This is a genomic window from Pseudomonas sp. Root329, assembly GCF_001424925.1.
In the GTDB taxonomy this organism is placed as follows: Bacteria; Pseudomonadota; Gammaproteobacteria; order Pseudomonadales; family Pseudomonadaceae; genus Aquipseudomonas; species Aquipseudomonas arabinosi.
Genome location: NZ_LMCV01000045.1, coordinates 27,859 through 53,822 on the forward strand (window position 1 = coordinate 27,859; position 25,964 = coordinate 53,822).

At 59.2% G+C, this 25,964-nt stretch carries 25 protein-coding genes and 1 pseudogene; 15 read left to right on the forward strand and 11 right to left on the reverse strand.

Features of this window, described 5'->3' with window-relative positions:
- Positions 1 to 18: 18 nt before the first annotated feature.
- Together ASC74_RS31430 and ASC74_RS25605 are read right to left on the reverse strand one after the other, a co-directional pair.
- Positions 19 to 225: pseudogene (locus tag ASC74_RS31430) on the reverse strand (universal stress protein); the annotation flags it as partial.
- A gap of 177 nt (positions 226 to 402) precedes the next feature.
- Positions 403 to 1,023 carry a cell wall hydrolase gene (locus tag ASC74_RS25605; protein ID WP_056745105.1) on the reverse strand — a complete coding sequence of 207 codons (621 nt, stop codon included), beginning with the start codon at positions 1,021 to 1,023 and terminating at the stop codon, positions 403 to 405.
- 175 nt (positions 1,024 to 1,198) lie between these two features.
- Between ASC74_RS25605 and ASC74_RS25610 the strand changes: the two genes are divergently transcribed.
- Together ASC74_RS25610 and ASC74_RS25615 are read left to right on the forward strand one after the other, a co-directional pair.
- Positions 1,199 to 2,050, forward strand: a complete 852-nt coding sequence (locus ASC74_RS25610; RefSeq protein ID WP_056745441.1) for a CAP domain-containing protein — start codon at positions 1,199 to 1,201, stop codon at positions 2,048 to 2,050.
- Between the two features lie 196 nt (positions 2,051 to 2,246).
- Complete coding sequence (locus tag ASC74_RS25615; RefSeq protein ID WP_056745107.1) at positions 2,247 to 3,146, forward strand: bestrophin family protein; 900 nt, start codon at positions 2,247 to 2,249, stop codon at positions 3,144 to 3,146.
- Between the two features lie 62 nt (positions 3,147 to 3,208).
- Here the strand turns inward: ASC74_RS25615 and ASC74_RS25620 are convergent, their stop codons facing one another.
- A complete protein-coding gene (locus tag ASC74_RS25620; protein ID WP_056745109.1) occupies positions 3,209 to 3,997 on the reverse strand; it encodes a DeoR/GlpR family DNA-binding transcription regulator in 789 nt (262 codons plus the stop codon).
- A gap of 464 nt (positions 3,998 to 4,461) precedes the next feature.
- Between ASC74_RS25620 and speF the strand changes: the two genes are divergently transcribed.
- On the forward strand, positions 4,462 to 6,645 hold the full coding sequence (gene speF / locus ASC74_RS25625; RefSeq protein ID WP_056745110.1) for an ornithine decarboxylase SpeF: 2,184 nt from the start codon (positions 4,462 to 4,464) through the stop codon (positions 6,643 to 6,645).
- Positions 6,646 to 6,649: 4 nt separating this feature from the next.
- On the opposite strand, the gene ASC74_RS25630 is transcribed toward speF, so the two are convergent.
- The gene (locus ASC74_RS25630) at positions 6,650 to 7,543 is read right to left on the reverse strand and encodes a LysR family transcriptional regulator (protein ID WP_056745444.1); all 894 of its coding nucleotides are present in this window, start codon (positions 7,541 to 7,543) and stop codon (positions 6,650 to 6,652) included.
- A gap of 85 nt (positions 7,544 to 7,628) precedes the next feature.
- Between ASC74_RS25630 and ASC74_RS25635 the strand changes: the two genes are divergently transcribed.
- A complete protein-coding gene (locus ASC74_RS25635) occupies positions 7,629 to 8,420 on the forward strand; it encodes an NAD(P)H-dependent oxidoreductase (protein ID WP_056745112.1) in 792 nt (263 codons plus the stop codon).
- 188 nt (positions 8,421 to 8,608) lie between these two features.
- The gene (locus ASC74_RS25640) at positions 8,609 to 10,285 is read left to right on the forward strand and encodes an MFS transporter (protein ID WP_056745113.1); all 1,677 of its coding nucleotides are present in this window, start codon (positions 8,609 to 8,611) and stop codon (positions 10,283 to 10,285) included.
- A gap of 285 nt (positions 10,286 to 10,570) precedes the next feature.
- Here the strand turns inward: ASC74_RS25640 and ASC74_RS25645 are convergent, their stop codons facing one another.
- From ASC74_RS25645 to ASC74_RS25655, 3 genes are read right to left on the reverse strand one after another with little or no spacing between them, the layout of a single operon-like run.
- Positions 10,571 to 10,993, reverse strand: a complete 423-nt coding sequence (locus ASC74_RS25645; protein ID WP_056745115.1) for an HD domain-containing protein — start codon at positions 10,991 to 10,993, stop codon at positions 10,571 to 10,573.
- A gap of 40 nt (positions 10,994 to 11,033) precedes the next feature.
- Entirely contained in the window at positions 11,034 to 11,699 is a 666-nt protein-coding gene (locus tag ASC74_RS25650) for a DUF2268 domain-containing putative Zn-dependent protease (RefSeq protein ID WP_056745117.1), read from the reverse strand.
- Positions 11,700 to 11,735: 36 nt separating this feature from the next.
- Entirely contained in the window at positions 11,736 to 12,107 is a 372-nt protein-coding gene (locus ASC74_RS25655; protein WP_056745119.1) for a PH domain-containing protein, read from the reverse strand.
- A gap of 198 nt (positions 12,108 to 12,305) precedes the next feature.
- Between ASC74_RS25655 and ASC74_RS25660 the strand changes: the two genes are divergently transcribed.
- Positions 12,306 to 12,731: a hypothetical protein gene (locus ASC74_RS25660; protein ID WP_056745121.1), complete on the forward strand. Its 426-nt coding sequence runs from the start codon at positions 12,306 to 12,308 to the stop codon at positions 12,729 to 12,731.
- A 37-nt stretch (positions 12,732 to 12,768) separates the two neighbouring features.
- Here ASC74_RS25660 and ASC74_RS25665 read toward each other — a convergent pair whose 3' ends face one another.
- Complete coding sequence (locus ASC74_RS25665) at positions 12,769 to 13,248, reverse strand: VOC family protein (RefSeq protein ID WP_056745123.1); 480 nt, start codon at positions 13,246 to 13,248, stop codon at positions 12,769 to 12,771.
- Positions 13,249 to 13,461: 213 nt separating this feature from the next.
- Between ASC74_RS25665 and ASC74_RS25670 the strand changes: the two genes are divergently transcribed.
- Entirely contained in the window at positions 13,462 to 13,830 is a 369-nt protein-coding gene (locus ASC74_RS25670; RefSeq protein WP_046049310.1) for a DUF5064 family protein, read from the forward strand.
- A 16-nt stretch (positions 13,831 to 13,846) separates the two neighbouring features.
- Here ASC74_RS25670 and ASC74_RS25675 read toward each other — a convergent pair whose 3' ends face one another.
- From ASC74_RS25675 to ASC74_RS25685, 3 genes are read right to left on the reverse strand one after another with little or no spacing between them, the layout of a single operon-like run.
- A complete protein-coding gene (locus ASC74_RS25675; protein ID WP_056745125.1) occupies positions 13,847 to 15,616 on the reverse strand; it encodes a SulP family inorganic anion transporter in 1,770 nt (589 codons plus the stop codon).
- A 49-nt stretch (positions 15,617 to 15,665) separates the two neighbouring features.
- The gene (gene ppk2, locus ASC74_RS25680; RefSeq protein WP_056745127.1) at positions 15,666 to 16,487 is read right to left on the reverse strand and encodes a polyphosphate kinase 2; all 822 of its coding nucleotides are present in this window, start codon (positions 16,485 to 16,487) and stop codon (positions 15,666 to 15,668) included.
- A 58-nt stretch (positions 16,488 to 16,545) separates the two neighbouring features.
- Complete coding sequence (locus ASC74_RS25685) at positions 16,546 to 17,208, reverse strand: hypothetical protein (protein WP_056745129.1); 663 nt, start codon at positions 17,206 to 17,208, stop codon at positions 16,546 to 16,548.
- A gap of 180 nt (positions 17,209 to 17,388) precedes the next feature.
- Here ASC74_RS25685 and ASC74_RS25690 point away from each other — a divergent pair, with 180 nt between their 5' ends.
- The 8 genes from ASC74_RS25690 to ASC74_RS25725 all read left to right on the forward strand — a co-directional run bounded on the left by ASC74_RS25690 (position 17,389) and on the right by ASC74_RS25725 (position 25,733).
- The gene (locus ASC74_RS25690) at positions 17,389 to 18,663 is read left to right on the forward strand and encodes a flavohemoglobin expression-modulating QEGLA motif protein (protein ID WP_056745130.1); all 1,275 of its coding nucleotides are present in this window, start codon (positions 17,389 to 17,391) and stop codon (positions 18,661 to 18,663) included.
- Between the two features lie 160 nt (positions 18,664 to 18,823).
- Positions 18,824 to 20,134: a flavin-containing monooxygenase gene (locus ASC74_RS25695; RefSeq protein ID WP_056745132.1), complete on the forward strand. Its 1,311-nt coding sequence runs from the start codon at positions 18,824 to 18,826 to the stop codon at positions 20,132 to 20,134.
- A gap of 24 nt (positions 20,135 to 20,158) precedes the next feature.
- Positions 20,159 to 20,575: a RidA family protein gene (locus tag ASC74_RS25700; protein ID WP_008027166.1), complete on the forward strand. Its 417-nt coding sequence runs from the start codon at positions 20,159 to 20,161 to the stop codon at positions 20,573 to 20,575.
- Positions 20,576 to 20,739: 164 nt separating this feature from the next.
- On the forward strand, positions 20,740 to 21,417 hold the full coding sequence (locus ASC74_RS25705) for a DUF1028 domain-containing protein (RefSeq protein ID WP_056745134.1): 678 nt from the start codon (positions 20,740 to 20,742) through the stop codon (positions 21,415 to 21,417).
- Complete coding sequence (gene argE, locus ASC74_RS25710) at positions 21,414 to 22,577, forward strand: acetylornithine deacetylase (protein WP_056745136.1); 1,164 nt, start codon at positions 21,414 to 21,416, stop codon at positions 22,575 to 22,577. Before ASC74_RS25705 ends, argE begins: the two co-directional genes overlap by 4 nt.
- Before the next feature lie 230 nt (positions 22,578 to 22,807).
- A complete protein-coding gene (locus ASC74_RS25715; RefSeq protein WP_056745137.1) occupies positions 22,808 to 24,223 on the forward strand; it encodes a purine-cytosine permease family protein in 1,416 nt (471 codons plus the stop codon).
- A 153-nt stretch (positions 24,224 to 24,376) separates the two neighbouring features.
- On the forward strand, positions 24,377 to 24,778 hold the full coding sequence (locus ASC74_RS25720; RefSeq protein ID WP_056745139.1) for a hypothetical protein: 402 nt from the start codon (positions 24,377 to 24,379) through the stop codon (positions 24,776 to 24,778).
- Positions 24,779 to 25,436: 658 nt separating this feature from the next.
- Entirely contained in the window at positions 25,437 to 25,733 is a 297-nt protein-coding gene (locus tag ASC74_RS25725; RefSeq protein WP_056745140.1) for a hypothetical protein, read from the forward strand.
- Positions 25,734 to 25,964 lie beyond the last annotated feature (231 nt).

A 25,964-nucleotide genomic window follows, 5' to 3' on the forward strand; every position in this document is an offset into this window, starting at 1 on the left:
ACCGGTTGAATCCACAGTCTTCAGGCACTTTTCGTTTTCTTGCTGACAGACCTCACGAAAACGCGCACCGGCGCTCATCAAACCCAAGAGGCTGGAGTCTTCGATAAACACCGTGATGTGCAACGCTGCGCCAGTGGCTTCGGCAATGGCGACAGCGCGCTCCAACGCCGGGGTGTGACGCATGCCTGGACCGGTTATCAGAAAGAGTCGTTGATATTGGCTCATGTAACACCTCCAAACGTTCCGGGATATCCAGCTCCCCCAGCGCTCTCGACTGTCACACCACCGACGATTTACTTTCGCCTCAACTATCTGGATCGACACTATCAATAGACGCCCGGATTCCCGAGCTTGAAGCCATAGGCTTTGAGGATGGCGTGGACCTCGCTCATGCGAACGTCCCTACTTCGCCGTCCCACCACGCGGCTTGTAAAAAAGAAACATCGAAGTCTCGGTGGTCTTGATGTATTTCCTGGCCCAAGCGGGTTTCACTTTCCTGTCGTGGAAATACATCGCGCCGTGGGTTCGGTCGTTCAGTTGCTTGTTGAGCGCCTTGCGTGCGATTTCCTTGGCAATCGCGTATTGGGTTTCTTCCTGGACCTGATCCGAGCGTCCATCACACCACCACGAAAACTGACAATTTTTGGTTTCAGAGCCCTGCTTGACCACGGCGCATACCGTGTCCGGAAAGCCCTCATGGCCCAGGCGGTTCATGACGACGCTGGCGACGGCTTCCATGTCGGCGGACGATTTGCCTTTGGATTCCCAATAGATGGAGCGGGCCAGGCAGGTGATTGCATCGTCCATAGGCGACTGACCGGCCGGATCGACCGCCTGAGCCTCGGATGTGGTGATGGTTTCGGACTTGGGCACCGGCACATCGGCGCCCTTCTCCGCGGCTTTCTGCTCAAGGACCTCGGCCTTGTCCTCAGCCACTTCCTTTTTTTGCTCCTGTTCAGACGCGATGGCGTGGCCGGCAAGAAGGGTTATTGCGAAGCAGGTGGCTATCCAGACAACTCGCATGATCGACCTTTCTGACGGAACCGGAAGCACGCCACACTGGCGACTTTGCTTGATTGTAGTTGCCAAAATTCATTCCAACAGACGGACAAAAAAACTGTCTTCGGGCATGAAAAGTCATTGCGCTCGCGGGGGTGAAATCGCGCATGATGGGCGCAGTCAGCTCAAGGGGATTTCCATGCGCTTCATATCATCTGCTATGCGTCTTGCCACGTTGTCACTGGGGATGTTGTTCGCCATGAATGCGTTGGCGGCCGACGAGAAACAACTGATTGATTCGATCAACCTCTACCGCAGCCAGGTGCAGCGCTGCGCGGGTCAGGTATCGCAGGAACTGCCACCGCTGGCCGGTGATCCACGTCTGGCGCTGAACGCCAACAGCGTCGGCAATCTGCAGCAGGCAATGGCCAGCGCGGGTTATCCGATGAAGAACGTACAGGCGATCAGCCTGTCCGGGCCGCGCGATGCGCCGTCGGCGATGAAAGCTATTCAGGAAAGTTTTTGCCAGATCGTGCTGGACCCGCAATTCGTCGATGTCGGCGTCAGCCACCAGGACCGCGAGTGGCGCATCGTGCTGGCGCGTCCACTGTTGAGCGGTCGCCTGGGCGACTGGCAGTCGGAAGGTCAGAAGCTGTTGGCCGAACTCAACATCGCACGCAGTCAGCCGCGCCAGTGCGGCACGCAATCCTTTGCCGCCGCCACGCCACTGGCCTGGAACGCCGCACTGGCGACGGCGGCCGAGGAGCACGCCCGGTCGATGGCCAACAACAATTACTTCGATCACAAGGACCGCGATGGCCGCATGCCGGGTGATCGGGCTGAGCTGGCAGGCTACAGCGGCGGGCAGGTCGGCGAGACCATCGCTGCCGGCCAAGACACCGTGCGCAAGGTGGTCGATGGCTGGGTGTCCAGCGCCGGTCACTGCGCGAACCTGATGAACCCAAATTACCGGGAGATGGGCGCGGCCTATGCGGTTGATCCGAAGAGTGATCCGGGGATTTACTGGACGGCGATGTTCGGGGCGCAGTAACGCCCGTTTTTTTGCAGGCACAAACCCGGAACTCACTGTTGGGCTCCGGACAGTAAAAACCCGTCATAGATTCTGTCGATCACTTGGTCATCCATAGTGATTGGACGTCCCGCCAAGTTGCTTTTAGCCTGCGCTAACCAACTCCGTAAACAGCGCAATAGCCATTAACAATGGACTCCTGCGCAGGCAGAACACCATGATCGTCAGACCCAAACCCAACCTGATCAACATCCTGATTGCGCTCAAGGGCTCGATTGCCAAGCGAATTGCGTTACGTAGCCTGATGGTGACGCTGCTGGCCTCCGCCATCGTGCTCGTCGAAACAATGCACCCCAGCTACTTTGCAAAGGTCAACGCGACGCCCTTCACGTTGCTGGGCTTGTCCCTTTCTATTTTCATGAGCTTTCGCAACAACGCCTGCTATGACCGCTGGTACGAAGCGCGTAAAGCCTGGGGCGAAATGATGGTCGCGATCCGTTCGATGATTCGTGAAACCCAGGTCATCAAGGACGCGAAAGAGCGGCAGAAGATCCTGCGCAACCTCTGCGGTTTCGCCCATGCGCTGAACGCCAAGTTGCGCGCGGAAAATGAACTGGACGCGGGTTGCGACTGGCTTGAGCCGATGCCGAAGGGCAACGCACCTGACATCAGTGGGCGCATTCTGATCCAGGTCGGCCAACAGTGTTCAGCACTTGGCGAGTCAGGGGTAATCAGTGAGTGGCGCTACACGCTAATGGCCAACCACCTGACAAGTCTGACCCGGTCCCAGGCGGTCTGTGAACGAATCAAACACACGCCACTGCCCTTCCCCTACACCCTGTTGCTGCACAGAACCATCTACCTCTTCTGCATTTTGCTGCCCTTCGCGATGGCCGAACCACTGGGCTGGCTGACACCGGTTTTCACCGCCATCGTCAGCTATACCTTTTTCGGTCTGGATGCGATTGGCGATGAGCTGGAGGACCCGTTCGGCCGCGATGAAAACGACCTGCCTACCGATGCAATGGTGCGCAACATCGAACGTGATGTCCTGGCGGCGCTGGGTGCAACGCAGCTTCCCCCGGTTCTGGAACCCGTCGACTATGTGTTGGGGTGAGTTCGGCGTTTGAGTCAGTACGCTCCTTACTTCCGCCCACAGCAGGCTCATTGCATGGCGCTTCACGCCTCCACCTGCACCACCTCGATCCCGAGCTTCTGATAGTCCTCGACATTGCCCGACGCCACATGACGCTCGGTGATCAGGGTATGAATGCGCTGACACGGCGCAACCACGAACGGCTCCACCGCCCCCAGTTTGTCGGCGGTAGTGACAGCAACGACATGGGAGGCGCTGGCGAGCATCGCCTGTTTGACCGGCACCTCGTCGAAATGCAGGGAGCTGATGCCGACTTCCGGGTGAATCGCGCAGACCCCGGTGAACAGCAGATCAGCCTTGATGCCCTCGATCAGCCTCAGGGTTTCATGTCCGCTGGCCGACATGGTCGCAGGGTTGAGTTGTCCGCCGGCCAGAATCACCGTGATGCCTTTGTATTCGGCCAGGGTGATCGCGATCATCGGCGAGGCGGTGACGGCCGTGATGGAAATGTCCGACGGTAGAGAACGGGCGATCTGCAGCGTCGTGCTCCCCGAATCGAAAATCACAATCTGGCCGTTGTGCACCTGGCGTGCGGCGAGTTGTGCCAGGTGTGTTTTCACCTCATCGGTTTCGCTGACGCGGGTGAAATAATCCTTGCCGGTATCCTTGGGCCGCGGCAGCGCCCCGCCGTGCACCCGCTGCACCAGCCCGGCGCTGGCCAGCTCCGCCAGGTCACGGCGAATGGTGTCTTCGGACACCGCGAAATGCTGGCTCAGCTCACTGGCCATGACCTTGCCATCACGTTCCAGGATCAATAGAATTTTTTGCCGACGCAGATAAGGGAGCTCGGCGGCTGAGTGTGAGTCGTGCATGCTTTTGCCCGTTTTTGCCCGTTTTTGCGCGTAACTGCGTGTTTGTGCGAGACTAGCCAAAGCGCGAGATAAACACAAACCAGCCGGCTATCAATTGTTTCGATGATTCATATCATGAAGCCGAATTTTTTATTTGTTTGTGACCTATTCAAGATGGCGCCATCAAAAATGTTTTGGATGAAAACTTCATGAATCTAAACTTTGCCTTTGCCTGCATGATCGTGGTCTCGTTCGCGATTGCGTTAGGCCACGCCTGATCAGCGGAAACCAAGGGGTTAGCGCATCAGAGGGGGTCGAGCGCCGCGGTACTTGGGGAACGCCGGCAGAAAAGCCATAAGCCTTGCCAAACATGGTCTATAACCAGTGTCGACATGATTTGGATCAGGGAACCTTGAAGGCTCCCTCGCTAAATTGATCTCTTGAAAAAAAGCCGACAAGTGACTGTCCGCTAGGAGATTCCTCGCATGAAAACCCTGAAAATAGCCGCCAGTGATTCCGCGTTCGATTGTTTCCAGACCTCCCGAGAAGTGATTCCGCTCAATCAAACCGACTACACCGACGTCGCGGTTGCGGTGTTCTCTGTGGAGGATGTGATGGCGGGCGCCCTGGACGTCCTGCAACGTACCGGTTTCGATATCCCCATATTTCTCGTCGCCTCCCCCGGTTCCGGCAACCGCGCCCGGGACGTCTACAAACACCTGCAGGATGTTCTGCTTCAGGTGAATGGCATTTTTGACCCCTCGCGCAACAACGCCGAATACCATGGCAATCAATTGGAGACCGCGGCAAAAGCCTATGAAGAAAGTCTCCTGCCGCCGTTCTTCGACGCGCTCAAGCACTACACCGAATCGGCCAACGCGACGTTCGCCTGCCCGGGCCACCAGGGCGGCCAGTTTTTCCGTAAACACCCGGCTGGCCGGCAGTTCTTCGACTTCTTCGGCGAGACCCTGTTTCGCGCCGACATGTGCAACGCCGACGTCAAGCTCGGCGACCTGCTGATCCATGAAGGCCCGGCACTTCTGGCGCAAAAACACGCGGCGCAGGTGTTCAACGCCGACAAGACCTACTTCGTACTCAACGGCACCTCGGCCTCCAACAAGGTGGTCACCAACGCGTTGCTCACGCCTGGCGACCTGGTGCTGTTCGACCGCAACAACCACAAATCCAATCACCAAGGTGCGTTGATCCAGGCGGGGGCTACCCCGGTTTACCTGGAAACCGCGCGCAACCCTTATGGTTTTATCGGCGGGATTGACGCCCATTGTTTCGAAGAAGATTACCTGCGCGAACTCATCAGCGAAGTCGCACCGGACAAGGCCGAGCTGCCACGGCCGTTTCGCCTGGCGATCATTCAGCTGGGGACCTATGACGGCACCATCTACAACGCCAGACAAGTCGTCGATCGCATCGGCAAACTGTGCGACTACATCCTGTTTGACTCGGCGTGGGTGGGCTACGAACAGTTCATCCCGATGATGAAGGATTGCTCGCCGCTGCTGCTGGATCTGCACGAGAACGACCCCGGGATCTTTGTCACCCAATCGGTGCACAAACAGCAGGCAGGGTTTTCCCAGGCGTCGCAGATCCACAAGAAAGATCGCCATATCAAGGGCCAGGCCCGTTATTGCAACCATGCGCAGCTGAACAACGCCTTCATGGCCCAAGCGTCTACCAGCCCGTTTTACCCGCTGTTTGCCTCACTGGATGTGAACGCGCGCATCCATTCCGGCCGCAGTGGCCTGCGCCTGTGGGAAGACTGTGTGAAGTTCGGCATCGACGCGCGCAAGTTGATTCTGGAAGCGTGCACCCTGGTTCGCCCCTTCGTGCCGGATACCATTGACGGGCGCCCCTGGCAGGACCATCCGACTGAGGACATCGCCAACGACATCCGGTTTTTCGAATTCCATCCGAAGGATCGCTGGCATGCCTTTGGCGGTTACGCCGACAAGCAATACTTCATCGACCCCTGCAAGCTGTTGTTCACAACGCCCGGTATCGACCCGATCGATGGCAGTTACACCGACTTCGGCATCCATGCCGGTATCCTTGCCAACTTCCTGCGCGAGAATGGCATCGTTCCGGAAAAGTGCGACCTGAACTCGATTCTGTTCCTGCTCACCCCGGCCGAAGACTGGGCGAAGATGACTCATCTCGCCGCACAGATCGCGCGCTTTGAACGCTTCATCAGTGATGACGCGCCGATGAGCCGGGTGTTGCCGGCCATCTATGCGCAGCATCAGGAGCGCTATCGCAACTACACCATTCGCCAACTCTGCCAGGAGATGCACGACCTCTACCGAACCCATAACGTCCAGCAATTGCAGAAGGCAATGTTCCGCAAGGAACACTTCCCGAAGAAGGCGATGAACCCGCAGGCCGCACAGTTCGAATTCATCCGTGGCAACGTCGAACTGGTGGCGCTGGCAGACGCCGAGGGTCGCATCGCTGCCGAAGGTGCGCTTCCCTATCCACCCGGCGTGCTCTGCGTGGTGCCCGGGGAAATATGGGGCGGTGCGGTACTTAAATACTTCCTGGCGCTGGAGGAAGGCATCAACTCACTGCCCGGCTTCACGCCGGAACTCCAGGGCGTGTACTTGAAACAGGAAGGTGATCGCATTCGAGCCTATGGGTACGTGATCAAGACGTGAGTCTTCACACCGCGCCCACAATAAATGCTCGCAGCCATTGATGCGCCGGATCGCGATGACAGCGCTCCGGCCAGAGCATGCTCATCTCGTAACCCGGCACCTCCAGCGGCGGCTCGAGCACCGCCAGCCCATTTACGTCTCGAACCAGCCGTGCGGGCAGCATCGCCACCAGGTCCGTGCTCTCCAGCACCGAGCGGACAAACAGGAAGTGCGGAACCGACAGCACGACCCGGCGCGTCAGCCCGACTTCGGCGAGCGCCCTGTCGGTGGTGCCGTGAAAGCCGCCGCCATCCGGCGACACGATCACATGATCTAGCTCGCAGAATTGCGCCAGCGTCGGCCGTTTTTGCAGACGCGGATGGCCGGCACGTCCCACCAGCACATAGCGCTCGGTAAACAGTGCCCGGCGATGCATACCGGGTGGCGAGTCCTCGCTGGTATGAAAGGCCAGATCGATGGCGCCCTGCTCCGCTTGTTTGGCCAGTCGTGGCGGGACTAGGTCAAACACCGCCAGGCGCGTGCCCGGTGCTGCCGAACGCAGCCCGGCCAATGCGGGCAACAGGATGGTCGACTCGCCGTAATCGGACGCCATGACCTTCCACGTCTGTTTCGCCTCGGCCGGGTTGAAAGCGTCGGCCGGCGACACCGCGCGCTCCAGTGCTTCCAGTGCCTGGCGCAGCGGTTCGCGCAATTCATCGGCGCGGCCGGTGGGCCGCATGCCCCGTGGGCCCGGCAGCAACAGCGGATCGCCAAAAATATCGCGCAACTTCGCCAGATGCACACTCACCGACGGTTGCGACAGATTCAGACGGTGCGCCGCGCGGGTCACGTTGTGTTCCGAAAGCAGGACATCAAGGGTCAGCAACAGGTTGATGTCCAGCCGCCGCAGATTATTCATGACAATACCTGGCATATTGGTTATTCATTTCCAATATACCGGTCAACGTCCGATCCTGCAGCCTCCAGACACCGGAGACTCAGTGATGAATGTTTTGCTCGTTTATGCCCACCCTGAACCCAAGTCCTTGAACGGCTCGCTCAAAGATTTCACCGTCGAACGGCTGGAAGCTGCCGGCCACCAGGTCCAGGTTTCAGACTTGTACGCGATGAACTGGAAAGCCCCGCTGGATGCCGATGACAGCATCGGCCGGCCCAGCGACTCGCGTTTCGATCCGTCGTTGGACTCCAAGCGTGCGTACGCAGAAGGCCTGCAACAACACGACATCGCGCGTGAGCAGGAGAAGCTGATGTGGGCGGACGCGGTGATTCTGCAATTTCCCCTGTGGTGGTTTTCGATGCCGGCGATCCTCAAAGGCTGGGTGGAGCGGGTCTACGCCTATGGTTTCGCCTATGGCGTGGGGGAACATTCCGACGCGCGCTGGGGCAACCGTTATGGGGAAGGCACGCTGGCAGGCAAGCGAGCGATGCTGGTCGTGACCGCCGGCGGCTGGGAGTCTCATTACAGCCCGAGAGGCATCAACGGTCCGATCGACGACCTGCTATTCCCGATCCAGCACGGCGTGTTGTTTTACCCAGGTTTCGAGGTGCTGCCACCGTTCATGATCTATCGCACTGGCCGAATGGACGACGCACGCTTTTCAGCGACGTGTGACGCACTTGGGCAGCGCCTGGATGACCTTTGGACTACGCAGCCCATCGCGTTTCGTCCGCAGAATTCGGGGGCGTATGAGATTCCGCAACTGACGTTGCGCGATGAGATTGCGGCGGATGAATTCGGGTTTGCGGCTCACATTGGGGAATCAGCCCGGGGTTGAGCGTGATGGCGAGTGGATATCTGCGCGAAGCCTATTATGCTTCAGGAAACCTTGCAGCGATGCGAGGCCGTCAGCCTGTGTGCATGCTTCGCGCAATCCGTAATCCGACGACATCAGCCCCAGGGCCTGGGTGCGGCAAAAAGGTAACGAGGTACTCCGGCCTATAACAAGAACGACGGAGAAGACTCATGGCCGCAATCGACAACACTTCCACGAGCAGCGCGCCCCACCACGGGATCACCAAGGAGGAGCGCAAGGTCATTTTCGCCTCGTCCCTGGGCACCGTGTTCGAGTGGTACGACTTCTACCTTTATGGGTCTCTCGCCGCGATCATCGCCAAGCACTTCTTCGCCGGCGTCAATGAGACAACGTCCTTCATCTTCGCGCTGCTCGCGTTCGCCGCGGGCTTCGCGGTACGCCCTTTCGGCGCCATCGTGTTCGGCCGATTGGGGGACATGATCGGGCGCAAACACACCTTTCTCATCACCATCGTGATCATGGGTATCTCCACCGCCGTGGTGGGCTTTCTGCCCGGCTACGCGACCATCGGCGTGGCAGCGCCGATCATCCTGATCAGCCTGCGCCTGTTGCAAGGCCTGGCCCTGGGCGGTGAGTACGGCGGCGCGGCGACCTACGTGGCGGAACATGCGCCGAAAGGCAAACGCGGCTACTTCACCTCGTGGATTCAAACCACCGCGACCCTTGGGCTGTTCCTTTCGCTGCTGGTGATCCTCGCCTGCCGCACGATCCTCGGCACCGAAGCTTTCGAGGCCTGGGGCTGGCGGATTCCGTTCCTGCTGTCGATCCTGCTGCTGATCGTCTCGGTGTACATCCGCTTGCAACTCAGCGAGTCGCCGGTGTTCTTGAAGATGAAAGCCGAAGGCAAGTCCTCCAAGGCGCCGCTGACCGAATCCTTCGCCCGCTGGGACAACCTCAAAATCGTGATCATGGCCCTGCTCGGCGGCACTGCCGGCCAGGCCGTCGTCTGGTACACCGGGCAGTTCTACGCACTGTTCTTCCTGCTACAGACGCTGAAGATCGACCCGCAGACCGCCAACCTGTTGATTGCCGGCTCCCTGCTGATCGGCACGCCGTTCTTCGTCATATTCGGCAGCCTGTCCGACCGTATCGGCCGCAAGGGGATCATCATGGCCGGCTGCATCCTGGCGGCAGTGACCTACTTCCCGATCTTCCATGCGTTGACCCAATACGGTAACCCCGACGTGTTCATCGCGCAGGAGAAGAACCCGGTCACGGTGGTCGCCGATCCCGGCCAGTGTTCGTTCCAGTTCGACCCGGTGGGCAAGGCCAAATTCACCAGCTCCTGCGACCTCGCCAAGACTGTGTTGGCAAAGCGGGCCATTCCCTACAAGAACGAGAAAGCCGAACCGGGCTCCGTCGCGCAGGTGCGCATCGGCGACAAGGTGATCCAGGGCTTCGAGGGCACCGGCATGCCGGGCGCCGACTTCAAGGTCAAGAACGACGCCTTCGCCGCCACCCTCGGCACCGCACTCAAGGACGCCGGCTACCCCGAGAAAGCCGACCCGGCCAAGACCAACTACCCGATGGTGCTGCTGCTCCTGACCATCCTGGTGATCTACGTGACCATGGTCTACGGCCCGATCGCCGCCTGGCTGGTGGAACTGTTCCCGGCGCGCATCCGCTACACCTCGATGTCGCTGCCCTACCACATTGGCAACGGCTGGTTCGGCGGCTTTCTGCCCACCGTGGCGTTTGCCATGGTCGCGGCCACGGGTGATATCTATTACGGGCTGTGGTACCCGATTGTCATCGCGGTGATGACGGCCATTCTTGGCACGTTCTTCCTGCCGGAAACCAAGGATCGGGAAATTCATCACACCTAAGGTTGGCACCCGCCCTCTCCTGCCAGGGAGAGGGCAAAGCGCCAACGCAGACCATTCGAGCGATTCACGGGTTCATTGCGCAGTAATCTCGGTTACTTGCGCCGCAACACGCACTGTGTAGCAGCTGGCGTAGCCTGCGTTCGGCTGCGCAGCAGTCGTGATGTCAGGCAACGCGATGATTCAGGAAAACCGTGTATTCAGGTTTCACGACTGCTGCGCAGCCGAACGCAGGCTTCGCCAGCTGCTACACAGTGCGGGGCGCAATTGATCTATTTGTTCGGCTCGTCAGGAGCGCAACACGCCGATCGCCCGCCGATACTTTTCAATGCGCTCCAGGTCTTCCCACAACGGCTGCGCGATCCGCGACAAGTCGCTGTTCTCTTCAAGGTCCGCCAGTTTCACCACCCGGCCTATCGGGTTCTGCGCCGCGCGTTCGACGAAGGCTTCATAGGACTCACCCGGCACTTTGGTGACCGACTCGATGGCTGTCAGAACGGCTTCGCTGAAGCCTTCCTTGCGCAGGTCATCAAGGCTGATGCTGCAGTCTTCGACCACGTCATGCAGCACTGCGACGATGCGTTCTTCCAGCGTGTTGACCCGTAACATGACTTTTAGCGGATGCAGGATGTAAGGGCTACCGCCCTTGTCGACCTGCCCCTCATGCGCAGCGGCGGCGATGGCAATGGCGCGTTCCAGTGTTTGAGTCATCTCGCAGCTCCCAGGCTTGAATGCCTTAACGGTCGTTGGGTTAGCGCAACACAAATCCCTCCTCAAGCGCTGAGGCGACAATATCTTGAGCAGGCACGTTGATCCAGGTTGCAGCATCGATTTCGCCCACTGACGCAAGCCAGCGCCCAACCATCTGATAACCGAGCGTATAGCCAAACCATTTCGGATGCGCACCAACACCGAAAAACCACTCGCTGTGATTGTAGTGCGTGGACTCAAGGGTCTTCAGGTCTACCGGGGAGCGAAGCAGATCGGCGTCGGTAACGGCACACTCCCAAGGCTCTGGGTGGTTGCCGAGCAAATGCCGGACAAACTGTCCGGCAAGTCCCTCGCTGACCAAGGCTTCACCTAACGTCCAACCATAGCCAGGCCCCGCCATGCGCAAGCAATGATGAACCTCATGGACGATTTGTCGATGCAGCGTGCCCGTGCGCAGGCTTGGCAACAAACTCGGGTTGTCCGGATCGATGGTCATCGTGAACATGGTGCTTCGATAAGCTCGCCCCACGAGGCCCATTTCAGGAATGGTCTCGCCAGGGAGCCGCTGGATCAACACATCGAGTCGCGGAGGCGTCATCAGACGGGAGACGGTCTTGTAAGCGGCATCAAATTCGCCGATCAGATCGGAGCGAAGTTCAGCAAGACTCCCCGAGGCTTCCAGCCAATGCAGTGTCCATGCGTCCATTGTTACCTCTGAAAAACTGTCACGAAACCTGAAAACTCAGCCCAACAGATACTGTGAGATGAGTTTGGAAATCTCGACCATCGACGTCCTCCCAGTGAACTCAAACTTCACTCTGCCCAGCGCCGAGAAGTAGATTTCCAGCTCAGAATCCAGGTCGAAGGTGCCCGAGGTTTCCACGGAGTAAGCGACGATGTTTTTGTAAGGCAACGAAGTGAAGTCTTTTTTGCTGCCGGTGATGCCTTGCACGTTCACCGCGATGATTCGTTTATTGGTAAACACCACGCCGTCGCGCATGGATTTATAGGCATCAATGACCTGCTCGCCGTCCAGCAGCAGCGCGGTGACTCGCTCCGCGTACTCGTTGTTTTGCTTGAGTTTGAAAAAGCCTTTGTTGTTGAAATCGATCATCCGCCATCCCCTTCCTTAAAGAGTGTTCCCTGGATTGCCAGCGCGTGGCGCGGCGAGCATACCATCGGGCTTGCGCTTTTTGCGCCCCCTCCACAGCGGATCTGAAAAACCAATGGAACCGAGCGCCTCATCGCGTTTTCGAAACTCTATCAGCGCTGATCTTTGAGCAAACAAGGCGCCATTGGAGAGGAAACCCCGATGAACAGTAGACTGCTGTTTCTGCTTGCCAGCCTGAGTCCCACCCTGGTCATGGCTGAAGGCTGTGACGTGCTGACTCGCTCCCAAAGCCCTTCCGTGCCGGTGGTCGAAACGCATAGCTGCTATGAGTACGAAGGCATGCCGGTGAGCTCCATTGATTGGTCTTGCAGCAACGAGAGCAAAGACATGCTGACCAGCACCAAGAAAAAAGTCGAACAATGCGCCGATCATTCTCAGGCCACTTGCATCGCGACGTTGACGCAAGAATCACTGGCCAATCCTCACTCCACCAGCAAGGACAAGAGCAGCACATCGCTGAGTATTCCGAACAATGCTCAGGTCACTACGTATTACTACGACGCTGAGCATTTGAGTCAGGCGAAAATTGATTGCGAGTCGGGCGGTGGTCACTGGAAAGCGCAGTAGCCACTCAAGAACGGTGCCCGACACCCAGCAGCGCTGGTTAACCCTTAACAGCCGCTTCAATCGCAGCGATGTCGATCTTTCCCATCTCCATCATGGCGTCGAACGCGCGTTTGGCCGCTGCTTGATCAGGGTTGGTTATCGCAGCGGTCAGAACGCGTGGGGTGATCTGCCATGACACGCCCCACTTGTCCTGGCACCAGCCGCATACATTTTCGTGGCCGCCATTTCCGACAATCGCGTTCCACAAGCGGTCCGTTTCGGCTTGGTCGTCGGTCGCCACCTGGAACGAAAAAGCCTGGTTGTGCTTGATCGCCGAGCCCCCGTTCAGTCCGAGACAAGGGATGCCCATCACCGTGAACTCGACTGTCAGGACATCGCCCTGCTTGCCTGCCGGATAGTCGCCGGGCGCGCGAAGGACAGCTCCCACAGCGCTGTCGGGAAACGTTTCGGCGTAGAACGTCGCAGCGTCCAACGCGGTGCCGTCGTACCACAGACAAATCGTGTTTTTGCTGATCATCATGGTTCTCCAGAATCGGAATGGGTTCGTGCATTCTGGTACGGATTCTCTCTTCGTGCACCTTGAAGGTAGAAAACCCCAAGCAATCACCTAAGCTCTAAGGGGGGATTTTGCGCTGCTGCAAATTGATAGCACCACGCTATGGAATACGCTTTGTTAATGCTATTTCCATGATTCCAAGAAGGTAGCCATCCACCCGAAAAGGAGCCACCCATGTTCAAGCCCGGTCACCTGAACCGTACCAATGCTCCTGGCACTCCCGGAGTCCCGGAATACAACATTGATGTCTTCTATGAAGTCCGCCGCGACCCCAAGGAAGGCATGCTGATGCACTTCAAGATGGACGGAGCGGTATCAGGTAAAAGCTTCACCGAAGAGTTCGATATGCACCGCGACACGGCCTTCAACTTTGCCAGCCGCGTGGCAAAGGCTGCGGCCAAGCATGGCGTGCCCGCCAATGCCAGTCTCATCATGCGCGGGCACACAGAATACGACGCGATGTTCGAGGATATTCGCGACAAACTCGGCGTCAAACCGGGCGATCCAGTCAATCTGGATAATGCTGAGAAAGACCGTCGCTGAGTGACGCCAATGCCACTCAGCGCGCCTCGTCCACCGGATGGATCACGAGGTAGCTGTCGACGGCATCGTCTATGGTTGGAAAGAACGCCGATTCGCCAAGCCGTGCGAACAGCCCGAATCGCTTCAGCTTGTCTTTGACCGGGTCCTTCATCTCGGCCACGCGCAACTTGATGCCCGCCGCGTGCAAGGTGTCGTCCAGTTCAGCCAGCATGTCGGCGGAGGTCACGTCCACACTGGTGACGGGTTCCGCCGCAACGACCAACCAGCGCACGGGCGTAGGCGACGACGCCACGGCGTCGAGCACTCGGTCATTGAACAGTTCGGCGTTGGCGAAAAACAACGGCGCATCCCAGCGAAACAGCACCAGGCCGGGGATAAGGCTCGCGTCGGGATAACGCTGGATGTCGTGGTAACCCTTGACCCCCTTGGCTTGCCCCAGCACCGCGGAATACGGCCGCCAGCCATCCCACAGAAATTCGATGACGGCGATCACGATGGCCAGCCCGATGCCCTCAATCGCACCGAACACGGCCACACCGACGGTGCAGACGATCGACAACCAGAACTCCCAGCGCTGGATGCGATAAATGCGCCGCAGGTCGGCGATTTCAATCAGGCCGATGGCCGACGCGATCACGACCGCGGCCAGTGCGCTGCTGGGCAAACTCTGCAACAGGTTCGGCGCCACCAGCAACAGCAGGGCAACGGCCAACGCGCCGACAACCCCGGTCAACTGGGTTTTGGCGCCGGCAGCTTCGGCCACGGGGGTGCGCGAAGAACTGCTACTGACCGGAAAACCCTGGAAAAATCCAGCCGCCAGATTGGCAAAACCGAGCCCTGCCATCTCCTGGTTCGGATCGACGAAGGTACGGGTCCGTGCCGCATAGACACGAGAGAGCACGCTAGTGTCGGCGAACGACACCAGGGCCACGGCAAAACCGCCGATGAGCACGGGGACAATATCGGCCTGGGTGATCCAGGGGATGGCGAACGCAGGTAAACCTTGTGGAAGAGCACCGAGGACCGACACTCCCGCGCGCGCGGCAAGGTCCAGCACACCGACGGCGACGGTTGCACCTGCCACTGCGATCAAGATGCTCGGCACACGCTTGTTGCCTTTGAGCAGCAGGATCACGACCAAGGTGGCGGCGCCGATCATGAACGCGGTCCAGTTGGTTTTTCCATCCATCACCCCTGAGACAATGGCCCATATGTTTCTCAGCGGGCCGTGGGACTCAATCGAAAAACCGAATACTTTGGGTAATTGACTGATCAATACGGTCAGCGCGATGCCGTTCATGTACCCGTAGCGGATCGGCTTGGACAGCAACTCCGTAATGAAGCCCAAACGCATGATGCCCGCCAGGATGCACACGACGCCTGAAACGATCGCCATCATGCCCGCAAGGGCGACGGCGCGATGCGGGTCGCCGCCCGACAGGGGCAAGACGACAGCGAGGATAACGGCGGCCAGTGAGGAATCCGGACCCAGCACCAGAATCCGGCTAGGCCCGAACAATGCGTAAGCGAGTAGCGGAACGATGGTCGCGTAGAGGCCATAGATGCCGGGTACGCCCGATGCCACCGCGTAAGCGATGCCGACGGGGACCAACATCGTGGTGAGCACCAGCCCGGCCATGATGTCGTGACGCAACCAGGCAATCTGGTACCCACGCAGCGTGCGAAGTCCAGGAAGCCAGCGGCCCCAGCCGGTATCGTCGCCGGTATCCCGGCGTGCAATCCGGCCCGGTTCCGGGACGGGAGGCGAAGCATCCGAATCGCTCATAGAACTGTGGCCTTTAGGTGTACAGCGCAGATTCGCTTACACGTGCCCGTCAGAACTTTTCGGGCACTCGCCGGTGCGGATAATCCGGGTCGCGATAGCCGCCTGGCTTCTGCCGCTTGGGCAATATCACCTTCTCGTGTTCGACTTCCTTGTACGGGATGCGACTGAGTAAATCGGTGATGATGTTAAGGCGGGCCCGCCGCTTGTCGTTCGAGTTGGCCACCAGCCATGGGGCATGATCGGTGTCAGTCGCCTTGAACATGTCGTCACGTGCACGTGAATAGTCATACCAGCGGCTGTATGACTTGAGGTCCATGGGGGTCAGTTTCCAGGTTTTTCGTCCATCCTTGATGCGCTCCTCAAGCCGGCGGGTCTGCTCCTCTTCGCTGACTTCCAGCCAGTATTTGAGCAGGATCACACCCGAATCGACGATTGCACGCTCCACCAACGGCGTTGTCTTCAGGAAATTGGCAACCTGCTCTTTGGTGCAGAACCCCATCACCCGCTCGACGCCCGCGCGGTTGTACCAACTGCGATCGAAGATCACCACTTCGCCCGCCGCGGGCAGGTACGGCAAGTAACGCTGGACATACATCTGGCTTTTCTCTCGATCACTCGGCGCCGTCAGCGCCACCACCCGAAAGACACGCGGGCTGACGCGTTCGGTGATCGCCTTAATCGTCCCGCCCTTGCCAGCGCCATCGCGCCCCTCGAAGACGATGCAGAGCTTGATGCCCTTGGCTTTTACCCACTCCTGTAACTTGACCAGTTCGACGTGCAGGGTGCGCAGTTGCTCAAGGTAATCCTTGCTCTTCAGTTTCAGGTTTTCAGCAGCATTACGCTTAGGGGATTTCTTCTTGTCCTTTGCCATGACCAAGACCTCATAGATGCCAGTCGCCAGTAGGTAAACAGCGTAGGTTGCTATCTGCTCATCCGCCGAGCGCGATGATCGCGGTGATTAAAACGGCCCCGGTGACGGCCGTCGCAAGACCGCCTTGCCACGGTTTTGCGCCGGCGTACTTCGAGAGCATCCAACCGGCGATGAACAGCACCCCGAGGCCGACCAGGTTAGACAGGCGTACCGCGAGCGCTGTCTGATCAAGTAGCAGAAACGGCACGACAAGCGGGAATGTCGAGAACACCACCAACAGGAAAACGCCGACAGCGCCCTTGAAATCATCCCAGCCGAGGCGCGGCTGTACCGGCATGGATGAATAATCGACCAGGCGGCGACGCAACGATTCCAGCTCTTCAGGGCCGGCCGCTGCTGCGAGACGCGGGGGTAACGCCTCGGCAATGAGCGCTTGCCCGGCAGCTGCATCCGTCGCACCGAGCAGATTGGTACGAAGCGTACGGTTGCGTGTGCGCTCGATCAGGGTTCGCAATAAATACATCACAGCGTCCGCGAGTCCCCAGGCAAGGTTGCAACCCAGCGCGGCGATCATCATCGTCTGTTCCGCCTCCTGGCCAGACGTGGCCACGCTGATGGTTCCGGTGAAGGTCATTGCCATCAGCAGGCCGAAGATGACCTCCGTGACACGATCGACCGGATCAAGTACACGGGCCCGCTTTTGCTCTCCAGTGCTTTGCATGCGCTCATCCTCGCCACGGCTGCGTCAGCGTGGTCCTGGTTTTCAGCCGTGCCAGGATGGCCAAGACCCTGCATCCGCAAGCACATCGAAAAGCTTAGTTCAGACTTGACCTCTCACCACGCAATGCATCGACAACGACTAAGCTTTTTCGATTGAGCCTTGTTTCCCAAGGAGATCTCCATGACCGCCGCGCCCCTGTCCGAACTCGATGCCGCCCTGCCCGGTCTGGCCCGCAAGATCCGCGTGCTGGATGCACTGGCCTGGCCGGATGGGGTCGAAGAAGCATTCCTGACACGTTGGCGCGCCGGGCAGGCAGAACTGCCCAGGGTTGAACTGCGCCCGCGCGACCACAGCACCGACATCGCCGCCCTCGAAGCCTTTATCGGCCGCTGCGATGAGGGCCATCCGGCCGGGCGCCACCTCGCCATGACGGCACGCAGCTATGCCACGGCCGGGCTCATGCTCGGTGCCATTGGCACACCCGCCTTTACGCAGTATTCGTCAGCGCTGTACCGGCGCCCGGACTTCTACTATTCGCGCCTGAAACTGAGCATGCTGGACGCGGCCCAATTCTTCCTCAAGACCACCGACGCCCTTCTGGGCGGTGCGCGGATTCCACCGTGCCCGGCAGAAATCCCGGCCGAGGTCTTCGCCGCCTGGATGCAGCCGGAACTCGACCGCTTCTTCGGACCGGGCCGGATCACCGTCGTGCTCGATCCGACCCTGGCCGCCAAGGCCATCGCCGGGGCCAGTCGCATCCGCCTGCGGGCCAGCGCACTGTTCTCGGAACTGGACAAGAACCAGCTGTTGCAACATGAGGCCTTCGTGCATGTCGCCACGGCACAAAACGGCGCGCTGCAACCCAACCTCAAAAGCCTGGGCCTGGGGGCGCCCCGCACGACCCAGACCCAGGAGGGCATCGCCACCCTGGCCGAGCTGTTCACCGGCAGCATGGACATCAACCGCCTGCGCCGCCTCGCCCTGCGCGTACTCGCGGTCCAGCAGGCGCTGGATGGCGCCGATTTCATCCAGGTATTCGAAGGTTTTCTCGCGGCCGGTCAGTCGCAAGAGGAATCCTTCCGCTCGACCCAGCGGGTGTTCCGCGGCGCCGACCTGCGCGGCGGTTCGGCATTCACCAAGGATGCCGCCTACCTGACCGGTTTGCTCGGCGTGCATACCCTGTTGCGCATCGCGATCCGCGACAACCGGCCGGAACTGGTGGGCCATCTGTTCGCCGGGCGCCTCAGTCTGGGCGATACCGTGCGCCTGGCCCCGCTCTTCGAGTCCGGCTGGCTGCAGGGGCCGGTCCATGTCCCGGCCTGGGCCTCCGACCTGCGCCTGCTCGCCGCCAACCTGGCGTTCTCCGCTTTTATTTCCCGGATCAAGCTGGATGTACTCGATCTGGAGGTGCTCATGGCCTTCGCCGATGAGCATGAAGCCGATGCCAGCGCCTAGCGTTTAAAGGGTGAGCCACCGAACCAAACGCTCTGCATCAGTTATTTATACTCAAATGCCAGCTTAATAATATTTTACCGATACCAGGGTGATCCCTAGTCTTGACCCCAAGAAATGGCAGGCCGTTACCGACCTAAATCCAACTTCGAAGGGTATTGAGATGACCACTGAAAAAATAAAAACAGATACGCTGATTGTTGGCGCCGGTCAGGCTGGCGTGGCCATGAGTGAACACCTGAGCAAACTCGGCGTGCCGCACCTGGTGCTGGAGCGCAACCGTATCGCCGAGCGCTGGCGCACCGGGCGCTGGGATTCGTTGGTGGCCAACGGTCCGGCCTGGCACGACCGTTTTCCCGGTCTCGATTTCGACGACCTCAGCCCCGACGACTTTGCCCCGAAAGAGCGGGTCGCCGACTACTTCGAAGCCTACGCCAAGAAATTCAACGCCCCGATCCGCACCGGCGTGGACGTGCTTAAGGTCGAGCGCAATGTCGGTCGCCCGGGCTTCACCATTGAAACCTCTGAAGGCGTGATCGAGGTCAACCGCGTGGTGGCTGCCACCGGGCCTTTCCAGCGCCCTGTCATCCCGCCAATCGCGCCGAAAGATCAGCCATTCCTGCAGATCCACTCCGCCGACTATCGCAACCCGGCGCAACTGCCCGAAGGCGCGGTTCTGGTGGTCGGTGCCGGTTCGTCGGGCGTGCAAATCGCCGATGAATTGCAGCGTGCCGGCAAGAAGGTATACCTCTCGGTGGGTGCACACGATCGCCCTCCTCGCGCCTATCGCAACCGTGATTTCTGCTGGTGGTTGGGTGTGCTGGGCGAGTGGGATCAGGCGGCCATGAAACCGGGCCGGGAACACGTGACCATTGCGGTGAGCGGCGCACATGGCGGCCGCACCGTGGACTTCCGTGGACTGGCCCATCGCGGCATGACACTGGTGGGTTTGACCCAATCGTTCAACGGCGGCGTAGCGACTTTTCAACCGAACCTTGCCGAGAACCTGGCACGCGGCGATGAGAACTATCTGACGCTGCTCAATGCCGCCGATGCCTACATCGAACGCAACGGCCTGGACCTGCCGGAAGAGCCTGAAGCGCGCATTACCTTTTCCGATCCGGACTGCGTGACTAACCCGATTCTAGAACTCGACCTGGCCAAGGCCGGCGTGACCTCGATCATCTGGGCCACCGGTTTTGCCACGGATTACAGCTGGCTCAAGGTTGATGCCTTCGACGACAACGGCAAACCGGCGCATCAGCGCGGTGTGTCGAGCGAAGCTGGCGTGTATTTCCTCGGTCTGCCGTGGCAGTCCCGTCGCGGCTCTTCGTTCATCTGGGGCGTTTGGCATGACGCTAAGTACGTGGCTGACCACATCGCCATCCAGCGTTCATACCTCGACTACCACGATGCCGCGCAGCGCGAGGCTGAAACCGTCCCGGCCGCCCATAAAGCAACCGTCAGCGCTTGAGCCATTTTTCTTTAGGAGCTTCAAATGTCCACGCCAACCCATACCCGCATTCGCATGTTCAACACCAAGGAAACCTACCCGAACCAGAGCCTGGACAACGACCTGTGCCAAGCCGTCCGGGCCGGCAACACCGTTTATGTCCGCGGTCAGGTCGGCACCGATTTCGAAGGCAATCTGGTGGGGCTCGGTGATCCGCGAGCACAAACCGAGCAAGCCATGCGCAACGTCAAGCAGTTGCTGGAAGAGGCCGGTAGCGACCTCAGCCACATCGTGAAAACCACCACCTACCTGATCGATCCGCGGTATCGCGAGCCGGTGTATCAGGAAGTGGGCAAGTGGCTCAAAGGGGTGTTTCCGATCTCGACCGGGTTGGTGGTGTCGGCGTTGGGGCAGCCGCAGTGGTTGATGGAGATTGATGTGATTGCGGTCATCCCTGAGTAAGCAGGCTTACCGAGTCGCGGCCTTCGCGAGCAAGCCCGCTCCCACACTTTGATCTGCGTCGTACAGAAAACTGTGGCCACTAAAGCCCCCCTGTGGGAGCGGGCTTGCTCGCGAAGGCGACCGCCCAGGCGCCCATTTCTCCACGGTAAACAAGGAGCAAAACCATGACCTTCTCCATCGCAGCACGTTGCCCCGAAACCGGTCAGTTCGGCATTGCGATCAGTTCCTCCAGCATCGCCGTCGGCGCCCGTTGCCCCTGGCTGCTGCCGGGTGTCGGCGCCGTTTCTACGCAAAACATCACCCTGCCATCCCTCGGCCCGGAAACCCTCGCTCTCATGGAACAAGGCCTATCCCCCGCCGAGGCGTTGGACAAGGTCCTGACCCGCAACGGCTACAGCCAATACCGCCAAATCACCGCGATTGACCACCTCGGCCAAACCGCACACTTCAGCGGCGCGCAAACCCTGGGCAACCACAACGCCGTGTCCGGCGATCAATGCGTCGCCGCCGGCAACATGCTGGCGGACCGTGCAGTGATCGAAGCGATGGTCGAGGCATTCGAACATGGCGAAGGTCAACTGACCGACCGATTGCTGGCGGCCATGAAAGCAGCCATCGCGGCGGGCGGCGAAGCCGGGCCGGTGCATTCGGCGGCGGTGGTGGTGGTCGGCGAGCTGACCTGGCCGATCATCAACCTGCGGGTGGATTGGGCGGATCACGATCCAATCGGCCAGCTTGAAAAACTCTGGGACGCCTATCGTCCACAGGTTCAGGACTACATCGACCGCGCCCTCGCCCCCGACAAATCCCCTGGCTACGGTGTCGCCGGAGACGATCGATGAGCAACAGCCTCGATTTGCTGAAAACGTTGGTGGCGTTCGACACCACGAGCCGCGAATCAAACCTGCACCTCATCGAGTTCGTCCGCGATTACCTCGAACGCTTCGACGTGCCTTGCGAGCTGGTCTACAACGAGCAGCGCAGCAAGGCCAATCTGTTCGCAACCATTGGCCCGACGGATCGGCCGGGCATCGTGCTATCGGGGCACACCGACGTGGTGCCCGTCGACGGCCAGCCGTGGACCGTTGCGCCGTTCGAGCTCACCGAGCTCGACGGCAAACTGTACGGTCGCGGCACGGCGGACATGAAAGGCTACATTGCTTGCGTACTCGCGTTGGTTCCGTCGCTGGTGAACGCCACGCTACGGCTGCCGGTGCACATCGCGCTCTCCTACGATGAGGAAGTCGGCTGCCTCGGTGTGCGCTCGCTGCTGTCGGAACTGGAAAAACGCCCGGTCAAACCGATGCTCTGCATCATTGGCGAACCGACCGAACTCAAACCGGTGCTCGGCCACAAGGGCAAACTGGCGATGCGTTGCGACATTCACGGTGAAGCGTGCCATTCGGCGTACGCCCCGCTCGGGGTCAATGCGATTGAATACGCCGCTGAACTGATCGGTGAACTGGGACGGATCGGTAACCGGCTCAAAGCGCCCGAGCATTACGACGCGCGATTCGATCCGCCGTTCAGCACGGTACAAACTGGTGTGATTTCCGGCGGCAAGGCCTTGAACATCGTCCCCGCCGATTGCCGCTTCGACTTCGAAATCCGCGCCCTGCCCTCGCATGATCCGAGTGAGGTTGCGCAGGAGTTGAAAGCCTACGCCGAGCAGCAGGTTTTGCCGCGCATGCGTGCGGTGAGTGAACAGAGCGAGATTCGCTTCAGCGAGTTGTCGGCGTACCCCGGTTTAGCGACCGATGCGCGAAGTGAAGCGGCTGAGCTAATTGCTGCATTCTCAGGCTCTCGAGAATTTGGCACCGTAGCCTTCGGAACCGAGGGCGGACTATTCGACGCCGCAGGCATTCCCACCGTCGTCTGCGGCCCCGGCAGCATGGATCAAGGCCATAAACCCGACGAATTCGTCAGCCTGGCGCAATTGAACGGCTGCGACGCCATGCTCCATCGAATGCTGCAATCAATCAGCGAAAAGCAAAGATTTTGAACACCCCAAAATCCCCTGTGGGAGCGAGCAAGTCGAATCGTCGCACCGCCGCTCCCACAGGGTTTTCACCGTTCCCACTGACATACATTTTTTAGCGTCTATACCCACAAACTTACTAATTTATCTCTCACTCCCCACCGCACATCATCAACTCCAACAAGAAAAGCGTCGCCCCCGTGCAGCGCTCACCGAAGTACGTCCACGTACTCACTTTTGCCTTGGAGTCCGTCATGGTTACCGCAGCAACAACCTCCGCCCCGCTCATCGAAAAACACACCATCGGCTACGTGCCGCCCGAAGATCGCCACGGAAAAACCCGCGACCTGTTCACCCTCTGGTTCGGCGGCAACATCGCGCCGCTGCCCATCGTCACCGGCGCTCTCGGCGTGCAGATGTTTCACCTGAACCTGGTGTGGGGCATCGTCGCCATCCTCGTCGGCCACCTGGTCGGCGGCGTGCTGATGGCGCTGCACTCCGCGCAAGGCCCGCAGATGGGCATTCCGCAAATGATCCAAAGCCGCGCCCAGTTTGGCTCGCTCGGCGCACTGCTGGTGGTGCTGATCGCCGGCATCATGTACATCGGCTTCTTCGCCTCCAACATCGTCCTCGCCGGCAAATCCCTGCACGGCGTGGTCGACAGCGTGCCGGTGCCGGTCGGCATCGTCATCGGCGCCCTCGGTTCGGGCATCATCGGCATCATCGGCTACCGCTTCATCCACGTGCTCAACCGCATCGGCACCTGGGTGCTCGGCGCCGGCATCGTGCTGGGCTTCGGCTACATCTTCACCCACGTGCAGACCGCCGACTTCCTCACCCGTGGCAGCTTCAACATCTCCGGCTGGCTCGCCACCGTATCGCTCGCCGCGCTCTGGCAAATCGCCTTCGCGCCCTACGTCTCCGACTACTCGCGCTACCTGCCGGCCAACGTGCCCGTGGCCGCAACGTTCTGGACCACTTACCTGGGCACCGTCCTCGGCTCCAGCCTCTCGTTCATCTTCGGCGCCGTCGCCGTCCTCGCCACGCCCGTCGGCATGGACACCATGGACGCCGTCAAACTCGCCACCGGCTCCATCGGCCCACTGATGCTCGTGCTGTTCCTGCTCAGCGTCATCAGCCACAACGCCCTCAACCTCTACGGCGCCGTGCTGTCGCTGATCACCCTGGTCCAAACCTTCGCCTACCGCTGGATCCCCACCGCCAAAAGCCGCGCAGTCCTCTCCATCATCGTCCTCGCCGCCTGCTGCTTCGCCGCCGTCGGCGCCTCCGCCAACTTCATCGGCCACTTCGTCGACATGGTGCTGGTGCTGCTCGTCGTACTGGTGCCGTGGACCGCGATCAACCTGATCGACTTCTATGCGATTCACAAAGGTCAGTACGACATCGGCTCGATCTTCAAAGTCGATGGCGGGATCTATGGCCGGTACAACCCGCAGGCGTTGCTGGCGTATGCGATCGGGATTGTGGTGCAGATTCCGTTTATGAATACGCCGCTGTATGTCGGGCCCATCTCCGAACACATCAACGGCGCTGACTTGTCGTGGTTGGTGGGGTTGTTAGTCACTTCGCCTTTGTATTTCTGGCTGGCTAATCGAGACAGTGCTTACAAGCGTCGGTTGTCGAGTGGGAAACTCGCTAGCAGCATGTAAGCGAGAAACACCGGAGCGGACCACGATTTCAAAAACCGTCTTACGGAGAAATCGTGGACCATCCTTCATGTGTTTGGCAGGAAAAGATCGAGACGCAGATGTATGCTTCGCACGCTCGATAGATCCTGAAGACCAAACTGAAAAGGAATTCGCATGAAAACTGATTGGCAGCAAATTCGAGAAATGATGAACACGGTCATCGACAGCTGTGAGCAGATCGAAGCGGCAGGTTTTAGTGAAGAACATCGATCAGCAACGGTAGAAATAAACGGCGTCGATTACTCTGTTCAGGAATTTCTAATCAGTGCCTGGACACTGCCAGAAAACATTCGCTACCAGATTATTCGTGAGCGCCATGAAGCTGGAAGCGATCTTCCCTACGTCCCCGAACTCGCCCGGATTCTTGTTGCCATGGCTCAGGCGAGCGCAGAGTTGGTCGGAGCCTACGAAACTGCCCCCGCCAAGAAAGCCATTGAAGGGATGAATCATTGGTACAAGGCCTATGCAGTACCTCACATGACGACAGCCCTCGTAGCGGCCAACAAAAAACCCTGACACCTCGTTTCAGGGGCCGTGAATCGACAGGAGACGGGGTTATTCCCTTGGTTCGCATTCCGCAAACCAAAAAAAATAAAGCCGGACGGCTCGGGATAGCGACCGTAAACGGCGACATTTTTTAAGGCCAAAGCTCCGTTGATTCGGGGCTTTGTCATTTCTGGCTGCCCGTCCCGCGAGCTGCCGAAGGCTGCGATCTTTTGATCTTCCGCTCCGAAAATCTCGTAGGAATCCACCATCTGTGGCTAGGGAGCTTGCTCCCGCTAGGCTGCGAAGCAGCCCCAAACCCTCCCCAACTTTTAAACATCAACCCAATCCTGTAGCAGCTGGCGAAGCCTGCGTTCGGCTGCGCAGCAGCCGTAAATCTAGCAAGCAAGGTCGATCTGACACTAAACAACTTCTGACAACACAACTGCTAAGCAGCCAATCGCAGTCTCCACCATCAACCGCAAAACCCGACCTGTCGTCCTACACACCTGTTTGCAGACGGCAAATCCGCCGCATATAGTTCGCCCCGTCGCTGACAGCAACACGCAGTTAGCGGCAGGGTTTCGCAGCCCTAAAAAGAAGACACCAAGTACCGCCAGCCACAACACAGCCGATTTCCGACTGTGAATTGGTTATGACGGATGTGATTCATCTTTCTAGGACTAAAACCATGACAACCCAAAACCCACCCCGCCGCTTCACCCCCATGTCCCAATTCGCCACCGACTACCCCGTCCTCCTCATCGACAGCGACGCCCCACTCCGCGAACTCCACAACTGCGTCAGCGAACGCCTCAGCGCCGTCCTCAAGTACCTCAACCTCATGGCCTGCACCAGCCTCCCCGACTACGCCGAAAACGACATCAACACAGTCACCAACATCGCACGGATTATGATCCAGGATGTGAGCGATGTGTTTCGGGTGATTGAGCAGCGTGGGTTTGATACTCCTAAAGGCAGTGACTGAATTACAGCCGTAAAAAACCCGCATTGCTGCGGGTTTTTTCCAGCTCCTATTACGATTTTCCTAAAAATGAACAAAGCTCGATTTACAAAGAACATCGTCCTAAAAAAGATACTTAACCTTTTTGGTACTCCTGATTCTCATCGATCGCTATTCAAATATATACGTCACTTTTTCTATTTTCCTTCATCCGTAGCACAAAACCGTCCATGAGCTACCATTCAAGCTCACATT

What these genes read in the sequence shown, in the direction of transcription:
- ASC74_RS25605 (WP_056745105.1), bottom strand. Translation starts at nt 1,023, where the DNA reads ATGCGAGTTGTCTGGATAGCCACCTGCTTCGCAATAACCCTTCTTGCC.
- ASC74_RS25610 (WP_056745441.1), top strand. Translation starts at nt 1,199, where the DNA reads ATGCGCTTCATATCATCTGCTATGCGTCTTGCCACGTTGTCACTGGGG.
- ASC74_RS25615 (WP_056745107.1), top strand. Translation starts at nt 2,247, where the DNA reads ATGATCGTCAGACCCAAACCCAACCTGATCAACATCCTGATTGCGCTC.
- ASC74_RS25620 (WP_056745109.1), bottom strand. Translation starts at nt 3,997, where the DNA reads ATGCACGACTCACACTCAGCCGCCGAGCTCCCTTATCTGCGTCGGCAA.
- speF (WP_056745110.1), top strand. Translation starts at nt 4,462, where the DNA reads ATGAAAACCCTGAAAATAGCCGCCAGTGATTCCGCGTTCGATTGTTTC.
- ASC74_RS25630 (WP_056745444.1), bottom strand. Translation starts at nt 7,543, where the DNA reads ATGAATAATCTGCGGCGGCTGGACATCAACCTGTTGCTGACCCTTGAT.
- ASC74_RS25635 (WP_056745112.1), top strand. Translation starts at nt 7,629, where the DNA reads ATGAATGTTTTGCTCGTTTATGCCCACCCTGAACCCAAGTCCTTGAAC.
- ASC74_RS25640 (WP_056745113.1), top strand. Translation starts at nt 8,609, where the DNA reads ATGGCCGCAATCGACAACACTTCCACGAGCAGCGCGCCCCACCACGGG.
- ASC74_RS25645 (WP_056745115.1), bottom strand. Translation starts at nt 10,993, where the DNA reads ATGACTCAAACACTGGAACGCGCCATTGCCATCGCCGCCGCTGCGCAT.
- ASC74_RS25650 (WP_056745117.1), bottom strand. Translation starts at nt 11,699, where the DNA reads ATGGACGCATGGACACTGCATTGGCTGGAAGCCTCGGGGAGTCTTGCT.
- ASC74_RS25655 (WP_056745119.1), bottom strand. Translation starts at nt 12,107, where the DNA reads ATGATCGATTTCAACAACAAAGGCTTTTTCAAACTCAAGCAAAACAAC.
- ASC74_RS25660 (WP_056745121.1), top strand. Translation starts at nt 12,306, where the DNA reads ATGAACAGTAGACTGCTGTTTCTGCTTGCCAGCCTGAGTCCCACCCTG.
- ASC74_RS25665 (WP_056745123.1), bottom strand. Translation starts at nt 13,248, where the DNA reads ATGATCAGCAAAAACACGATTTGTCTGTGGTACGACGGCACCGCGTTG.
- ASC74_RS25670 (WP_046049310.1), top strand. Translation starts at nt 13,462, where the DNA reads ATGTTCAAGCCCGGTCACCTGAACCGTACCAATGCTCCTGGCACTCCC.
- ASC74_RS25675 (WP_056745125.1), bottom strand. Translation starts at nt 15,616, where the DNA reads ATGAGCGATTCGGATGCTTCGCCTCCCGTCCCGGAACCGGGCCGGATT.
- ppk2 (WP_056745127.1), bottom strand. Translation starts at nt 16,487, where the DNA reads ATGGCAAAGGACAAGAAGAAATCCCCTAAGCGTAATGCTGCTGAAAAC.
- ASC74_RS25685 (WP_056745129.1), bottom strand. Translation starts at nt 17,208, where the DNA reads ATGCAAAGCACTGGAGAGCAAAAGCGGGCCCGTGTACTTGATCCGGTC.
- ASC74_RS25690 (WP_056745130.1), top strand. Translation starts at nt 17,389, where the DNA reads ATGACCGCCGCGCCCCTGTCCGAACTCGATGCCGCCCTGCCCGGTCTG.
- ASC74_RS25695 (WP_056745132.1), top strand. Translation starts at nt 18,824, where the DNA reads ATGACCACTGAAAAAATAAAAACAGATACGCTGATTGTTGGCGCCGGT.
- ASC74_RS25700 (WP_008027166.1), top strand. Translation starts at nt 20,159, where the DNA reads ATGTCCACGCCAACCCATACCCGCATTCGCATGTTCAACACCAAGGAA.
- ASC74_RS25705 (WP_056745134.1), top strand. Translation starts at nt 20,740, where the DNA reads ATGACCTTCTCCATCGCAGCACGTTGCCCCGAAACCGGTCAGTTCGGC.
- argE (WP_056745136.1), top strand. Translation starts at nt 21,414, where the DNA reads ATGAGCAACAGCCTCGATTTGCTGAAAACGTTGGTGGCGTTCGACACC.
- ASC74_RS25715 (WP_056745137.1), top strand. Translation starts at nt 22,808, where the DNA reads ATGGTTACCGCAGCAACAACCTCCGCCCCGCTCATCGAAAAACACACC.
- ASC74_RS25720 (WP_056745139.1), top strand. Translation starts at nt 24,377, where the DNA reads ATGAAAACTGATTGGCAGCAAATTCGAGAAATGATGAACACGGTCATC.
- ASC74_RS25725 (WP_056745140.1), top strand. Translation starts at nt 25,437, where the DNA reads ATGACAACCCAAAACCCACCCCGCCGCTTCACCCCCATGTCCCAATTC.